General features: G+C 31.9%; 10 protein-coding genes, 1 tRNA gene, 1 pseudogene and 1 riboswitch. Of the genes and pseudogenes, 5 read left to right on the forward strand and 7 right to left on the reverse strand.

Features of this window, described 5'->3' with window-relative positions:
- The 5 genes and pseudogenes from ACMOUI_RS07860 to ACMOUI_RS07880 form a co-directional block, all read right to left on the reverse strand.
- Positions 1-199, reverse strand: a pseudogene (locus tag ACMOUI_RS07860) (putative selenium-dependent hydroxylase accessory protein YqeC); the annotation flags it as partial.
- 24 nt (positions 200-223) lie between these two features.
- On the reverse strand, positions 224-2,476 hold the full coding sequence (locus tag ACMOUI_RS07865; protein WP_418965175.1) for a xanthine dehydrogenase family protein molybdopterin-binding subunit: 2,253 nt from the start codon (positions 2,474-2,476) through the stop codon (positions 224-226).
- Positions 2,463-2,927 carry a (2Fe-2S)-binding protein gene (locus tag ACMOUI_RS07870; protein ID WP_418965176.1) on the reverse strand — a complete coding sequence of 155 codons (465 nt, stop codon included), beginning with the start codon at positions 2,925-2,927 and terminating at the stop codon, positions 2,463-2,465. The genes ACMOUI_RS07865 and ACMOUI_RS07870 overlap by 14 nt, the downstream gene beginning before the upstream one ends.
- Entirely contained in the window at positions 2,927-3,721 is a 795-nt protein-coding gene (locus ACMOUI_RS07875; RefSeq protein ID WP_418965177.1) for an FAD binding domain-containing protein, read from the reverse strand. The genes ACMOUI_RS07870 and ACMOUI_RS07875 overlap by 1 nt, the downstream gene beginning before the upstream one ends.
- A 27-nt stretch (positions 3,722-3,748) precedes the next feature.
- Positions 3,749-5,098: a uracil-xanthine permease family protein gene (locus ACMOUI_RS07880; protein ID WP_418965178.1), complete on the reverse strand. Its 1,350-nt coding sequence runs from the start codon at positions 5,096-5,098 to the stop codon at positions 3,749-3,751.
- Positions 5,099-5,241: 143 nt separating this feature from the next.
- Positions 5,242-5,339: riboswitch (purine riboswitch) on the reverse strand.
- Positions 5,340-5,830: 491 nt separating this feature from the next.
- Here ACMOUI_RS07880 and ACMOUI_RS07885 point away from each other — a divergent pair.
- On the forward strand, positions 5,831-6,730 hold the full coding sequence (locus ACMOUI_RS07885; RefSeq protein ID WP_418965179.1) for an aldo/keto reductase: 900 nt from the start codon (positions 5,831-5,833) through the stop codon (positions 6,728-6,730).
- A 44-nt stretch (positions 6,731-6,774) separates the two neighbouring features.
- On the opposite strand, the gene ebgR is transcribed toward ACMOUI_RS07885, so the two are convergent.
- Complete coding sequence (gene ebgR, locus ACMOUI_RS07890) at positions 6,775-7,752, reverse strand: transcriptional regulator EbgR (protein WP_418965180.1); 978 nt, start codon at positions 7,750-7,752, stop codon at positions 6,775-6,777.
- Positions 7,753-7,952: 200 nt separating this feature from the next.
- On the opposite strand from ebgR, the gene ebgA reads away from it, so the two are divergent.
- The 4 genes from ebgA to ACMOUI_RS07910 all read left to right on the forward strand — a co-directional run bounded on the left by ebgA (position 7,953) and on the right by ACMOUI_RS07910 (position 15,212).
- Complete coding sequence (gene ebgA, locus ACMOUI_RS07895; RefSeq protein WP_418965181.1) at positions 7,953-11,000, forward strand: beta-galactosidase subunit alpha; 3,048 nt, start codon at positions 7,953-7,955, stop codon at positions 10,998-11,000.
- A gap of 10 nt (positions 11,001-11,010) precedes the next feature.
- Positions 11,011-11,463 carry a beta-galactosidase subunit beta gene (locus ACMOUI_RS07900; protein WP_418965182.1) on the forward strand — a complete coding sequence of 151 codons (453 nt, stop codon included), beginning with the start codon at positions 11,011-11,013 and terminating at the stop codon, positions 11,461-11,463.
- Between the two features lie 15 nt (positions 11,464-11,478).
- The gene (locus tag ACMOUI_RS07905) at positions 11,479-12,894 is read left to right on the forward strand and encodes an amino acid permease (RefSeq protein ID WP_418965183.1); all 1,416 of its coding nucleotides are present in this window, start codon (positions 11,479-11,481) and stop codon (positions 12,892-12,894) included.
- A 62-nt stretch (positions 12,895-12,956) separates the two neighbouring features.
- Positions 12,957-15,212: an MGH1-like glycoside hydrolase domain-containing protein gene (locus ACMOUI_RS07910; RefSeq protein WP_418965184.1), complete on the forward strand. Its 2,256-nt coding sequence runs from the start codon at positions 12,957-12,959 to the stop codon at positions 15,210-15,212.
- Positions 15,213-15,264: 52 nt separating this feature from the next.
- Here ACMOUI_RS07910 and ACMOUI_RS07915 read toward each other — a convergent pair.
- A tRNA-Sec gene (locus ACMOUI_RS07915) sits at positions 15,265-15,358 on the reverse strand.
- Positions 15,359-15,455: the final 97 nt, after the last annotated feature.

Here is a 15,455-nt window from a genome sequence, read left to right on the forward strand (position 1 = left end):
AATCAATCTCCTCAGGATATATGAAAATAAAACTATTATTTTCTTTTGATTCAGGTTTGAAGATTTTAGTAGTTGTAGCAATTAAGACAGTGCCACTTTTTTTTAGTTCACTGGCCAGATAGAACATCAATGAGGTTTTACCACCAGCCCCTGTAATGGAGATAATATCTCCCTTTTTTATATTAAAAAGTTCTGCCATAACTCTCCTCCCACTAAAATAGTTTTATATATTTAAAACTCCCATTAGAACTTTTTCAGATGTTATAGGAAGGGTTCTAACTCTCACCTTAGTAGCGTTATAAACAGCATCTGCTATAGCAGGAGCTGGTGTATTTACAACAACCTCACCTACAGATTTAGCACCAAAAGGTCCTGTTTTTTCATATGAGTTGGAAAACTCAACTCGTATGTTTTTACAATCAAGTCTTGAAGGAATTTTATATTGCATTAAAGAGTCCGAAATAACTCTTCCTTTTCTATCATACTTAATATCTTCAAAAAGAGCAAGTCCTATTCCTTGAACAGCTCCACCTTCAACTTGAACTTGAACTAGATTAGGGTTTATAGGAGTACCACAATCAACAACAGATAAATATTCAAGAACAGAAACCTCTCCAGTTAAAGTATCTACCTCTACCTCGGCAAAACCAGCAATAAAAGGTGGAGGAGATGTTTCACCACCCCAAGTTCCTGTGGTAGTAATCTGGTTCATACCTTCAAAAGATATAGAACGTTGAGCAAATTCCTCCAATGAAATAGTTTTATCATCTATTTTTAACTCTGTTCCAAGATATTCAATCTTATTAATATCTACATTGAACAGTTTAGAAGCTCCTTTTAAAATCTCCTCTTTCATATTATTAGCAGCAATAATAACCGCATTTCCAGTGACATATGTTCCACTTGAAGCATAAGCTCCAGGATCATAAGGGGAGATATCTGTGTCAGCAGAGTGAATAGATATTCTATCCATAGGAATCTCCAAAACTTCTGCTGCTATTTGAGTGAGAACAGTATCACACCCCTGTCCCATATCAGTAACTCCAACCATAAGATTGAAATCCCCTCTATCCCCAAGCTTAATTGTAGCAGCGGCAGTATCTACTCCAGCAATTCCAGAACCCTGCATTGTAACAGCCATTCCAGCAGCTCTGATTTTATTGGGAGCTACTTCTCTAGGTTTTGATTTCTCTTTCCAATTGAATTTTTCTTTTCCAATCTCAATACATTTTTTAATATCTCCACTTGTTATATACTTTCCTTCACAAGGTTCAACGAGGTTTTTCATTCTAACATCACTAGGATCAAGATTTAGATGATGTGCTAGCTCATTGATGATAGATTCTACTGCAAAAGTACCTTGAGTAGCTCCATATCCTCTAAAAGCTCCAGCATTCATGGTATTAGAATAAACGATATTAGCATTGAATCTCATAGGAACAGTGTCATATAGAGGGAAAGTTTTATATGATACAAGGGATGTAACAGTGGGAGCATGCTCTCCATATGCTCCAGCATTGGAAAGAACATTTATATCAATAGCTTTTATATTTCCTTGTAAATCTGAACCAATTTTAACATCAAGTCTCATTCCATGTCTTGTAGTTGTACATGTATGAGTCTCTTTTCTATTATAAATTATTTTAGATGGCTTACCAGTTTTTAAAGTTACAAAAGCTGAATATATTTCACAAACAGCTGTTTGTTTTCCACCAAAACCTCCACCTATTCTAGGTTTTATAACTCTTATTTTACTGCTAGGCATCTCTAGTGCCCTAGCGAGATGTCTTCTAACATGGAAAGGGATTTGAGTTGAACTCACTGTAGTTAATCTTCCATTGACATCAAAATAACTATATGACCTATAAGTTTCCATCATTGCATGTATTTGAGGCTGTGTATAGTAAGTTCTTTCAAGAATTACATCACTGTTTTCAAACCCCTCATCCACACCTGGTTTTTCAGCATAGGCTTTAGAAGCGATATTTCTCTCTCTCTCATATCCAATTTCAAAATTAGTATGCACATCTTCAGGATGAATTACAACATGAGAATCAATAGCTTTTTCAAAATCTAAAATAGGTTCTAAAACTTCATACTGAACTTTAATTAGTTTCATAGCTTTTTCAGCACATCTTTCATCTTCGGCAGCTATAATGGCCACTGGATCTCCAACATATCTAACATATTCATCAAGAATTCTTCTATCATATGGAGAAGGCTCTGGAAAACTTTGTCCAGCGAGAGTGAATCTAGTTTTAGGCGTGTCCTCATGAGTAAAGATTGCCTCCACACCAGGCACTTTTAGTGCTATAGAAGTATCTATGTTTTTAATTTTAGCAAATGGATGAGGAGATCTTAATAACTTTATAGTTAAAACATTGTTGTTTAAAATTAAATCCTCAGTATAGGCGGGGTTCCCTGTAACAACACCAATACCATCAACTTTTTTTACAGATGTATTAACAATTTTCATTTACCATATCCTCCATAAAGTTTCTAATTGCTCTAAGTTGGGAAACATATCCACTACATCTGCAAAGATTCCCATTTAAATAGTGCATAATCTCTTCATCAGTGGGATTTTTTAACTCTTTTATCATAGCGATTACTGTTAAAGTAAATCCAGGAGAACAAAAACCACATTGCTCAGCACCCTCAGTGGTCATGAAAGATGCAAATTTTTTAGCTTCATTTGGGAAATGCTCAATAGTAGAGATTTGTTTTCCTTGTGCTCTAGCAGCAAGAGTACTGCAAGAAAGTATAGGAGATCCATTTAAAAGAACAGTACAAAGACCGCAGGCCCCAGTATCACATCCTCTTTTTACACTAAGATATCCCTCTTTTCTTAAAACATCAAGTAGATAGTCATCATCTTTAATAAGAATCTCTTTTTTTCTACCATTTATAGTAGTTGTTAATAACATTAATTTAAAACCTCCTGAATTCCTTTTCTAAGTAATGCTGTCAATAGAAGTTCTCTATAAGATTTAGAACCTCTCATATTTGAATCTAAAGGAATTTCCTCTCCAATATGCTTCATAGCATTAACAATCTCTTTTTCAATATTTTCACTTTGGTTGAATATATCCATAGTTTTTCTAGCTAAGATAGCTTTACCAGGTCTTGAACCAACAGCGATAGATATATAGTTATCAAAGTTACAAATAGCTAAATTTATAATAGAATAATCAGTTTTACTCTTTCTTACACACTGAAAAGATGTTTTACACTCTCTTTTTGGGATTAAAATCTCAACTAAAATATCTCTACGTATATTTTTTTCAGCTAAAAACTCCTCAAGTAATATTATCCCACCATTAAAAAGTTTAACTTTACTATCTAAAGCCAATAAAACAGGGATTAAATCAGAGAAACCGTACTTACTAAAAACTGTTGCTCCAACAGTTACATTTGTTCTAAATTGTACACCAATAATATCTTTTAAAGCAGTATTAAAAATATCTCCAAAATATCTATTTAATAGAGAGTTCGTTTCCAACTGCCTAAAATTAGTCATAGCTCCAATAGAGATAAAATCCCCTTGGTCCAAAATATAGTTTAGCTCTAAATTTGATAGATCAATAGCTGTGTTCCAAGGGGTATTTCCCATTCTTAAATAGGAAGTTCCACCTAGAATAATATTTTTTTTATTTTTTAAAAGTTCTGAGTAAGCTTCTTCAAGAGAAGAGGCTAGAAAAAATTTTGAAAAAGAAAACAAGTTAAAACCTCCAATTAATCTAATTTATTATGCAACTTTTTTAGTTAATTCCATTTCTTTAGTTGCTTTTTCTTTAATTTCGTCATTCTCTAGAGGTAAAATTATATTTAGAAATACAGCAATTGTTCCAGAAACAACAATTCCAGACCCACCAAATATAAGCTTTACACTTTCAGGAAAAACAGTTAAAGCTTCAGGAACATTTCCAAGACCGTACCCAAGTCCCAATGAAACTGCTAAAATAACAGAGTTTCTACCTTTTAAAGGTTCCTTTGTAATTAAGTTAATTCCACTAATCGATATCATAGCAAAAACCATAACTAAACTTCCACCTATAACACTAGCGGGAATAATTGTGAAAAGAGCTCCTATTTTAGGGATAAAAGCACCTACAACTAAGAACATAGCACCTGTGGCAACAACAAATCTACTCATTATACCAGTCATTGCAATAATACCTGTATTCTGGCTAAATGATGTTGTTGGTAAAACTGAAAACATAGCAGCTAAAGCACTTCCTAATCCATCTGCAAGTATTCCACCAGAAAGTTCTCTATCTGTTGTCTCTCTTCCAGCTCCACCCATTGTAACTCCAGACATATCTCCAACAGTTTCAACAGCAGATACAATAAACATTAAAATCATGGCTAATATAGCATCAAAATGAAATGAAAATCCAAACATCATAGGTTTAGGTAAAGTCAAATAATCAGCTTGAATAAGCGGTTGCAAATTAACTTTTCCAAATATTAAAGCCACAATAAATCCAACAATAGTTCCAATAAAAATAGATCCTGTACTCAAAATACCCTTAGTAAATTGTTTAAAGAAAACAACAGTTACAAGAACAACAGTTCCAATAAGTAGATTTTCTAAAGAGCCAAAATCTGGCGCTCCAACTCCACCTGCAAAACTCTTAATTCCAACAGGTAAAAGTGAAAGTCCAATAGAAAGAACAACTACACCAGTGACAATAGGTGGAAAGTACTTTCTAACTCTTTTGATAACAAGCCCTAAAAGACCTTCAAAAATCCCTCCGATTAAAGCAGCTCCTAAAACACCTTCAAATCCATATCTAGTTCCAATAGAGATAGCTACAGGTACAAAAGCAAAGCTAGTTCCCACAACAATAGGTAGTTTAGCTCCAATAGGACCGATAGTATACGCTTGAATTAGAGTGTTTAAACCAGCAACAAACATAGAAGCTTGAGTAAGAAGTGTCTTTTGTTCAGGAGATATTCCTAAAACACCAGCTACAATAATAATAGGTGTAATGTTGCTAACAAACATGGCCAAGATATGTTGCAATCCTAATGGTAGAGCCGTTTTTAATTCAGGTACTCCGTCTAAGTGGTATGGTGATCTGTTTTTTTTCATTGATAATAATCCTCCTAAAATTCTTTTTTTGAATTTTACTCAAATATATAGTTGGGATTAAACTATTGTAGAAAATAAAAAAAGATTATCTATTTTCATCTTCTACAAGTGAAAAATAGATAATCTAAAAAATCTAGATAAAAAAATCTATTTATTTCACCCATAGTGGCTAATTTAAGGTTAGCCGTAGAAACTTCCGACCGTATTACGGATATATATGAGTAACTCTTTAGCAAAGCTTGTTCAATACAAACTTTATGTAAAACATTTTAACAAGTGCACTCAAAGCGCACTTAAAATATTAAGATTATGATATCATAACTCTTTTAACATTGCAATAATTTTTTCACTAGAATTGAGGTGTAGATAGTTAAAATGAGATTAACTTTTTTATGACCTATTCCCTTTAAAATCACTGGTGGATTAACATTTGGATATAATAGTAGTAAAGGATGAGAATCTCTTAAATCGTGAATTCTAATCTCTTTAACTAGCAAATTTTTTCATTATTATAAAAAATACTATGACTTCCCTTTGTAATTTAAAAAATAAAAAGTTTGACAAACAAAATATTTTGTTTTAAAATATGAAAGTAAATGCTGTTATTTACGCCAACCAAAAAATAGTCAAAATGGAAGACCTCTCCCAAGGTCTTCTTTTTTGCTTCAATTGACATTTGAAGATTTTAGTAATATACTTGGAGCAACAAAATTTGATATATAGGAGGTTTTTATGGAATATGTACAAATTAGCGAAAAATTAAAAATGTCAAAAATAGCACTAGGGTTTTGGCGTTTAAATAGTTGGAATATGTCTAAAGAGGAGTTGCTAAGATATATAGAAAAATCACTAGACATGGGAGTAACAACTTTTGATCATGCAGATATATACGGAAGTTATACGTGTGAGAAAATTTTTGGGGAAGCCCTTTCATTAAAGCCAGAATTGAGATCAAAGATGCAGATAGTAAGTAAAGTTGGAATAAAATTAGTGTCAAAAAATATGCCTGAAAACACTTTCCATTGCTATGATACTAGCTATGAACATATAGTTAAAAGTGTTGAAAAATCTTTGGAAAATTTGAGTACAGATTATCTAGATTTAGTGTTAATCCATAGACCTAATATGTATATGGATGCCGATGAGACAGCAAGAGCTTTAACATATTTGAGAGAATCAGGTAAAGTTTTAGAATGGGGAGTTTCAAATTTTTTACCATCAGATTTTAATCTTTTACAGAGTAGATTAGATTTTAAATTAGTTACTAATCAAATAGAGTTATCCCCTTTAAAAACACATCATTTTTACGATGGAACAATAAATTTAATGCAAGAAAAAAGAGTTCCTATGATGATATGGTCTCCTTTAGCTGGGGGAGAGATATTTACATCTGGAGATGGAAATACAGTGGAATTAAGAAAAGTTTTGGAGAGGTTAGCTAAAAAATATAGCTGTGGACCTGATACAATAGTCTATGCATGGCATCTATCTCACCCAGCTAATCTAATTCCTATTTGTGGAAGTGGAAGAGTAGACAGGTTGAAATCAGCAGTGGATGCTTGTGATATCAAACTTACTGGAGAGGAGTGGTTTGAGATACTGGTAAATGGAATGGGAAGTGATATCCCTTAAAAAATAAAAAAGCCTTACTATCAAGATATAGTAGGGCTTTTTTGTTAGACGTTGTTCTTGGTTGTCTCTCTTAAAATTAGTGAAAAAGGGACAGTTATTTTTAATGGATTAGTTCTGTTACTTTCAATTTTGTCCTTTAGAATTCTCACAGATTGACTTCCCATAAGATCAGAGTGAATCTTTATAGTGGATAGTGCAGGAAAACTAAAACTGGAAGCAGGAATATCATTTATACTAATAATAGCTATTTGATTGGGAATATTAATTTTATTTTCATTTAAGGCTTTTAAAACCCCTAGTGCTATAGAGTCATTTGCAATAAAAAGAGCATCTGGAAGATTTTTATTAGCAATCATAGTTTTTGCAAGATTATAGCCTGAGCTACTAGTAAAATCTCCAACATAGAAGTTATCTTCATCAACAACTCTCTTTAAAAGAGAGTATTTTATAAAAGCTTCCTCTCTTTCGTCCAAAACATTTTCAAAATCTCTACCTCCAATATAACCAATTTTTTTATAGTTACATTGAATAAAAAAATCAACAATACATTCAGATATCTCCTTTAAATCTGCAGTTATACAATCGAAATCCCTGTTATTGCATGAATCTATAAAAATTATATTATTGGATATTTTTTGTATTTTTTTTATTTGAATATCATTGAATTGTCCAATACATAGAATACCACTATATTTTTTTTCAGCGATACCAATATTGCCATTGTAGATTTTATCAAGATGTATATCTAAATTTTTACACTCCTCCTCTATAGAAAATCTAATAGATAGATAGTACGGATCATTAAACTCCAACTCTTCACTATAATTAAAAAGAGCTAAAAAATGTAGTTGTTCCTGCAAATTTATCTTTGAAGATACTCTATATCCAATTTTTTCGGCTACTTCTAAAACCTTTCTTTTAGTTTCATCCTTCACAGATAAAGTTGGATCGCTATTTAGTATTCTTGAAACAGTAGCAGAAGATAGCCCTGTTAGGTTTGAAATCTCCTTTAAAGTTGCCATGTGACCTCCTATTTATAAATATATTCTTAAATATATAATAACATATTTTTTTTATGTTGCAATAACTAAAAAAAAGTTTTAGTAAAAGTTTTACTAAATATTTTACTAAAAAAATTGACAAAATAGACTAAAAGTTGTATACTCCACTCATGTAGTAAAAAAACTTTAAAAGCACTTAATTGGGAGGTTATATATAAAATATGAACAATTGGGAAAATATAAAAAAGACGAATGAAAATAGAATGAGGGAAAGAGCATACTTTTTTAGCTATGAAAATGAAACAATAGCTAAAACATACCAAAGAGACAGAAGTAAAAACTTTATGCTTCTAAATGGGCAGTGGAACTTCAAATACTTTGACAATCCATTTTTAGTACCAGAGGATTTTTATAACACTGAGATGAGTGAGCTTGGAAAGATAAATGTTCCAAATATGTGGCAATTTGAGGGGCATGGAAAGTTACAATATACAGATGAAGGGTTTCCTTTTCCAATAGATATACCTTTTGTTCCAACGGATAATCCAACAGGAGCTTACCAGAGAACATTTAATCTAAATGAAAAATGGGAAGATAAACAAGTAATAATAAAATTTGATGGAGTAGAAACTTACTTTGAAGTATATGTAAATGGTAACTATGTTGGATTTAATAAAGGTAGTAGATTGACTGCTGAATTTGATATATCACAGTATGTTAAAAGTGGAAAAAATCTTTTATCTGTAAAAGTTTTACAGTGGGCAGATTCAACATATGTAGAGGATCAAGATATGTGGTGGACAGCTGGTATTTTTAGAGATGTTTATCTAGTTGGAAAAACAAAGACTCATATTCAAGATTATTTTATAAAAACTACTTTTGATAAGGACTATGTGAATGCAAAGTTATCGCTAGAGATAGACATAGAAAGTTTAGAAAAGACTATAAAAAAAGATTATAGATTAAAATGGACATTAAACCATAAAGATACAGTGGTTTTTTCTGAAGAAATAGATTCGATAGAGATTGATAAAATAAAGAGATTAAATTTAGAAAAGATGATTCAGGCACCGAAGCAGTGGACTGCTGAAACTCCAAATCTATATGATCTAATTTTAGAACTTATAGATGAAAATGGAGATATTTTAGAAGTAATACCTCAAAGAGTCGGATTTAGAGATATAAAAGTAAAGAATGGTCTGTTCTATGTAAATGGAAAATACTTGATGCTACATGGAGTAAATAGACATGATAATGATCATATAAGTGGTAGAGCAATAAATATAGATAGAGCTGAAAAAGATATTATTTTAATGAAACAACATAATATAAACTCTGTTAGAACAGCTCACTATCCTAATGATCCAAGATTTTATGAACTGTGTGACATCTATGGACTGTTTGTTATGGCAGAGACGGATGTTGAGTCTCATGGATTTGCAAATGTTGGAAATTTAAGTATGATAACAGATGATATTGAGTGGAGAGATGTATATGTTGAGAGAATAGAAAGACATATAGCTGCTCAAAAAAATCATCCAAGTATTATAATGTGGTCTTTAGGAAATGAGTCAGGATATGGAGTTAATATTCGTGAGATGTGTAAAAGAGCTAAAGAGTTAGATAATACGAGATTGGTTCATTATGAAGAGGACAGGGATGGAGAGGTTGTAGATGTTATAAGTACAATGTACTCTAGAGTTCAGATGATGAACTATTTTGGAGAGCATCCAATGGATAAACCAAGAATTATTTGTGAATATGCCCATGCTATGGGTAATGGACCAGGAGGATTGACAGAGTATCAAAATGTATTTTATAAGCATCCACACATACAGGGACATTATATCTGGGAATGGTGTGACCATGGGATATTAGAGTTTGATGAAAATGGAAATGAAGTTTATAAATATGGTGGAGACTATGGAGATTATCCAAATAACTATAACTTTTGTATGGATGGATTGATATTCTCAGATCAAACACCAGGACCTGGATTAAGAGAGTACAAACAAGTTATATGTCCAGTAAAAATAAGAGCTACAGAGAGTAAAGATGAGTTTGAAATTGAAAATAAATACTGGTATATAAACCTAGATGATATAACTGTTCACTATGAAATAGTGGCAGAGGGAGATATCCTATCCCAGGGTACTCTAAAAAGAACAGATATAGATCCTGGAGAGAGTTTTAAAGTAAAATTAGATGAAAAAATTGATGATAACAGAGAGGTCTATGTAAACTTCAAAGTTAAGAAAGACTCTAAAACACTGTATAGCTCAGAGAATTATGAGTTAGGAATCTACCAATTTAAACTACAGGATAGAAAAATGCAGGAAGAAAAATACATATCAAATAATAGTACAGCTTTAATCATAAAGGAGAATAGATTAGAGTTAGCTATAGAAGGATATAATTTTAAAATAAAATTCTCTAAATTAAATGGAAAATTAGAAAACTGGACTTCTAATGGTGAGAATATAGTGGAGAGAGCACCTAAATTAAACTTCTTTAAACCTATGATAGATAATCATAAACAGGAGCATAACGATCTATGGATTCCTAATCACTTACAAATTTTACAGGAACAATTTAGAAATATAGAGTTTAAATCTTGTGAAGAAAAGGTTATAGTGACAGTTAAATCTTTAATTGCCCCACCTGTATTTAATTTTGGAATGAGATGCACATATGTATATGAAATAGACAAAAATGGATATATAACATTTAAGTTATCGGGAGAAAAATATGGAGAGTACAATGATATTATTCCAAAAATAGGACTGGAGATGGGAATAAATAAGAGATATCAAAATGTTGAGTTCTATGGTAGAGGTCCTGGAGAAAACTATCAGGATAGCAGAGTTTCAAATATAGTTGGAATTTATAAAAATAGTGTGGACGGTTTATTTACAAACTACCCATTCCCACAGGATAATGGGAATAGACAGGATATAAAATGGGTATCATTAACTGATCATTTTGGAGAGGGGATTTTTATAAAATCTAAGGATGCTATCAACTTTAGTGCTTGGAACTATACACAAGAAAATATATATAAAGCACAACATATAAATGAGTTAGAGAGAGCTAACTACATAACTTTAAACTTGGACTATAAAGTTTTAGGATTAGGTTCAAACTCTTGGGGATCTGAAGTTTTAGATTCATATAGAGTATATATGAATAACTTTGAATATGAATTTGCAATCTTACCTTACAATTCAGGAAGTATAAAAGGTAAAGAGTTATCTAAATACAGTTACTAGGGAGGATTAAATGTTAATTTTAAATAGTTTTGATGAGTTTAAAAACATATTTAGAAGTGGAAAAAAATGGATTAGATGTAAAGAAGCCATTGAAAACATACCGAATATAAAAGAGAATAGATATCATAGCATTGGGGATTCACTAGTTTATATGTTCAAAACGGAAAATCATAGAGATGATCAAGATTTAAAAGGACATAGAAGATATATGGACATCCACTACTATGTGGAGGGAAAAGAAAATCTGGAAATCGCCAAGAAGAGAGAGCTAGATACAAAAATTAAATATTCAGATGAAAATGATACAGAGTATTTTCATGGGGATGGAGAGATTATAAACCTAACATCTGGAAACTTAGTAATAATTGAAAATGATGAAGCTTTTAGATTTAAAGGTGCAGAAAATTTAAAAAAAGTAATATTAAAAGTAACAATTGAGGATAATTATTTCTTAAATAAATAGTATCATGGAGGGTATATGTCAACAAGGGCAAAGATAGGAAAATTTTCACTATTATCAATGACAATAGCAGCAGTATTTAATTTTAGAAATGTAATTAATAACAATATAGAGATCGGGATGGCTTCGGCCCCTGGTTTCTTATTTGCAACATTGTTTTACTTTATACCATTTGTTTTTATTATTTCAGAGTTTGTTAGCTTAAATAAGGATTCTGAATCAGGGGTTTATCAATGGGTAAAATCATCACTAGGACCTAAATGGGCATTTTTAAGTGCTTATGCCTATTGGTTTGTAAATCTATTTTATTTTACATCTCTTCTACCAAGTATATTAGTTTATACATCATATGCTTTTTGGGGATATGAGTATACCTTTACTCCAATGACAATATCGGTGTTATCAATACTGATATTTACAGTGTCTACATGGGTTTCAACAAAGGGTGCAGAATGGATAGGAAAAGTTACAAGTTTTGGTAGTTCATTGATGTTGTTTATGTCATTTGCATTTATTATTCTTTGTGGAGGGGCATTAATTGGTGGAGTTCAACCAGCAACACCTATAACAATCCAAGCTATGACACCAACATTTAACTGGAAGTTCTTTGGAGCTATGGCATGGATATTCTTTGCAGCTGGAGGCTCAGAGGCAATAGGGGTATACATAAATGATTTAAAAGGTGGCTCAAAAGCTTTTGTAAGAATGATAGTAGTTGCAGGAATAATGATAGGAGGACTATATTCAGTAGGCTCACTATTAGTAAATGTTTTTGTATCACAGGATCAACTATCATATGCCTCTGGAATTTTTCAGGTATTTGTAGGTCTAGGAAATCATTTTGGAATAAGTCAAAAGATAATTCACCACTTTATAGGGATAGTTATGCTAGCAAGTGCACTGGGAGCACTTTTAGTTTGGACATCAGCGCCAGTTAAGGTTTTCTTCTCAGAGATTCCAAAGGATATGTTCGGAGAAAAAACAGTTGCTTTAAATAAATATGGTATTCCAGAAAGAGCAACATGGATTCAGTTTTTAATAGTTATTCCATTGCTTTTAATACCAGCACTTGGATCAGGAGATATAAATGAGCTATTGGGAATAATAATAAATATGACAGCAGCGACATCACTTCTGCCACCACTGTTCATAATGGTTGCATACTTTAACTTGAGATTAAATAAAGATCACTTAGAGAGAGAGTTTAAAATGGGATCTAGAAAGTTTGGTCTGATAGTGACATCATTTTTACTGTGCATATTCTCAGTGGCATTTGTAGCAGCGATTTTCCCAGAGGGGCAAAGTATTATGTTAACACTGGTTTACAATGTGGGTGGAGTTGTAATATTTATGGGATGGGCTCTATGGAAATACAATAGTTATGAGAAAAAAGCTCTAGGACTAGATAAGAAAAGATCTAATAAATTAGCATAAAAAAATAAAAGTACGGGTATTTAATGATATCCGTACTATAAATTTTTGTATAAGGAGAAAAGATGAAAAAAATATTAGCATTGGGATCAATTAGTTTCCTATTTTTTAGCTGTGTAGCAAAAGAGAGAGAAAGTAATAAAAGTATAAGTAGAGAGAACTATAAAAATATATTAAATGTCCAAGGAGAACCAAAAGAGTTTACATATTTTGCTCCAAGAAAAGAAACTGATAAGTTAGGAACTAACTATATAAATAGTTTTGTAGATTTGGGAGCTTGGCATGGATATTATCAACCAGAGTATGGAAAATACTCTATGTATGGTGGATTTGCAGGACCATTTTATCTGGCTGAAGAGTATGCTGCAAACCTATCTGATAGTTTCAATAGGATTGAGATTATAAATAAAGCGACAAATAAAAAGTACGATTTATCAAAGGCAAAAGTAAAGTTTGATTATATTCCCGGTAAGTTGATTCAAAATTATGAGCTAGAGGATATAACACTGACTATGGAACTTATTTTTGTAACAAATAGAACAGCTCTAATAAAGACATCAATAGTAAATAGGACAGATAGTAATTTGAATCTTCAATTGAGCTGGACAGGAAAGATGTACAATAGATTAGGAAAATGGAATACAAAGAGTGAAAAGTATGATTATATAACATTGAACAACTCATTAAAAAAGTCTGAGAATGGAGTTATAGTTGATTTTAAAGAGAAAAGACTGGTATGGGATTATTTGATGGATGATGATACTCAATTTGAAATTAAGCACTCCTTACCAGTAAAAACAAAGATAAAAAATAATACATATAGGTCTCAAGTTGAGGAATCTATAGTTATACCTCCAAAAGATAAGTTGGTTACCTATACAACAGAATCCTATACATTTTCAAAGAGTGAAGCCAATAAGGAAAAAAATGTAGTGAAGGAGATATTAAGCAATAGTGAAGTATATTTCAATGAAAATGGTAAAAGATGGCAAAGTTATATAGATAAAACAGTAAAAACTACTGATACTAACTCAAGATATGATATAGCTGCTATAAAGGCTATAAATACGTTAATGACAAACTGGAGAAGCCCTGCTGGTGCTATAAAGCATGATGGGATAACTCCATCTGTAAGCTATAAATGGTTCAATGGATTTTGGGCATGGGATTCTTGGAAACAAGCTGTGGCTACAGCCAATTTCAATGAGGAGTTAGCTAAAAATAATATAAGGGCTCTATTTGACTATCAAATTAAGAGTGATGATAAAGTAAGACCTCAAGATGCAGGTGTAATTATAGATGCGATTTTCTATAACAAGGATGAAGATAGGGATGGAGATGGAGGAAATTGGAATGAAAGAAACTCTAAACCAGCATTGGCAGCATGGGCTGTTTGGGAAGTCTATAAAGTTAGTGGAGATAAGGAGTTTTTAAAAGAGATGTATCCTAAGCTAAAAGAGTATCATAATTGGTGGTATACAAATAGAGATTTTGATAAAAATGGTATTGCTGAGTATGGAGGGATGGTCCATAGATTAAATAATACTCCAGAGGAGATAATATTAGCAGCAGCATGGGAAAGTGGAATGGACAATGCTGTTAGATTCGATGTGGAGGGGTATGGAGCAGATGATATTGGTGTTAAGGTTTTAGAGAATAAAGATGCCAAAGGAGTTTTAGTGGGATACTCTATAAATCAGGAGTCTGTAGACTTAAACTCATTCCTATATGCTGAAAAAATATATTTAAGTAATATGGCAGAGATTTTAAATCTACCAACTGAAAAAAAAGAGTACTTAGCATCTGCAAAAAAAATTAAAGAGTATGTAAATACTAATATGTTTGATGAAAAAACAGGTTATTATTACGATTTACAGATAGATGAAAAAGGAAATAAAAAACTACTTGTTAATAGAGGAAAGGGGACTGAGGGATATATTCCGTTATGGGCAAATTTAGCCACAAAAAAAGAGGCAAAAAAAGTGGTAGAAAATATAATGGATGAAAATGTAATGAATACATACTTGCCATTCCCAACTTCAGCTAAAGATAATCCAAAATATAATCCTGTAAAATATTGGCGTGGTCCAGTGTGGTTAGATCAAGCATATTTTGGAGTAGTTGGCTTAAATAACTATGGATATAAAAAAGAGGCTCAAGAGTTAAGTAGAAAACTTTTTGAAAATTCAGAAGGGTTATTAACAGATGGAGTGATAAGAGAAAACTACAGTCCAGAGACAGGAGAGGGACTACACTGTTCAAACTTTAGTTGGTCAGCTTCAGTTTATTACCTAATATATAGAGATTTTTTAAGTAAGTAGATAGGAAAAACAAAAAAGCCTCACCTTTTGGTGAGGCTTAACTTTTTAAAATTGGCGGAAGCGTATAGGAATCGAACCTATCAGCGATTTAACTCGCCAAGACAGTTTTGAAGACTGCTGAGTACACCAGTAACTCATCCGCTTCCAATTTCACCTTCATTATATCATAAAGTTTTAGAAATTAAAAGTAGAAAAATTCTTTTTAAAGCCATTTTTTTCACAAAGATAGAAATTGTATATATT

It is taken from the genome of Cetobacterium sp. (assembly GCF_048470075.1).
Lineage (GTDB): Bacteria > Fusobacteriota > Fusobacteriia > Fusobacteriales > Fusobacteriaceae > Cetobacterium_A.

Excerpts from the sequence above, each read along its gene's own strand:
- ACMOUI_RS07865 (WP_418965175.1), bottom strand. The coding sequence starts at position 2,476 with ATGAAAATTGTTAATACATCTGTAAAAAAAGTTGATGGTATTGGTGTT.
- ACMOUI_RS07870 (WP_418965176.1), bottom strand. The coding sequence starts at position 2,927 with ATGTTATTAACAACTACTATAAATGGTAGAAAAAAAGAGATTCTTATT.
- ACMOUI_RS07880 (WP_418965178.1), bottom strand. The coding sequence starts at position 5,098 with ATGAAAAAAAACAGATCACCATACCACTTAGACGGAGTACCTGAATTA.
- ACMOUI_RS07885 (WP_418965179.1), top strand. The coding sequence starts at position 5,831 with ATGGAATATGTACAAATTAGCGAAAAATTAAAAATGTCAAAAATAGCA.
- ebgR (WP_418965180.1), bottom strand. The coding sequence starts at position 7,752 with ATGGCAACTTTAAAGGAGATTTCAAACCTAACAGGGCTATCTTCTGCT.
- ebgA (WP_418965181.1), top strand. The coding sequence starts at position 7,953 with ATGAACAATTGGGAAAATATAAAAAAGACGAATGAAAATAGAATGAGG.
- ACMOUI_RS07900 (WP_418965182.1), top strand. The coding sequence starts at position 11,011 with ATGTTAATTTTAAATAGTTTTGATGAGTTTAAAAACATATTTAGAAGT.
- ACMOUI_RS07905 (WP_418965183.1), top strand. The coding sequence starts at position 11,479 with ATGTCAACAAGGGCAAAGATAGGAAAATTTTCACTATTATCAATGACA.
- ACMOUI_RS07910 (WP_418965184.1), top strand. The coding sequence starts at position 12,957 with ATGAAAAAAATATTAGCATTGGGATCAATTAGTTTCCTATTTTTTAGC.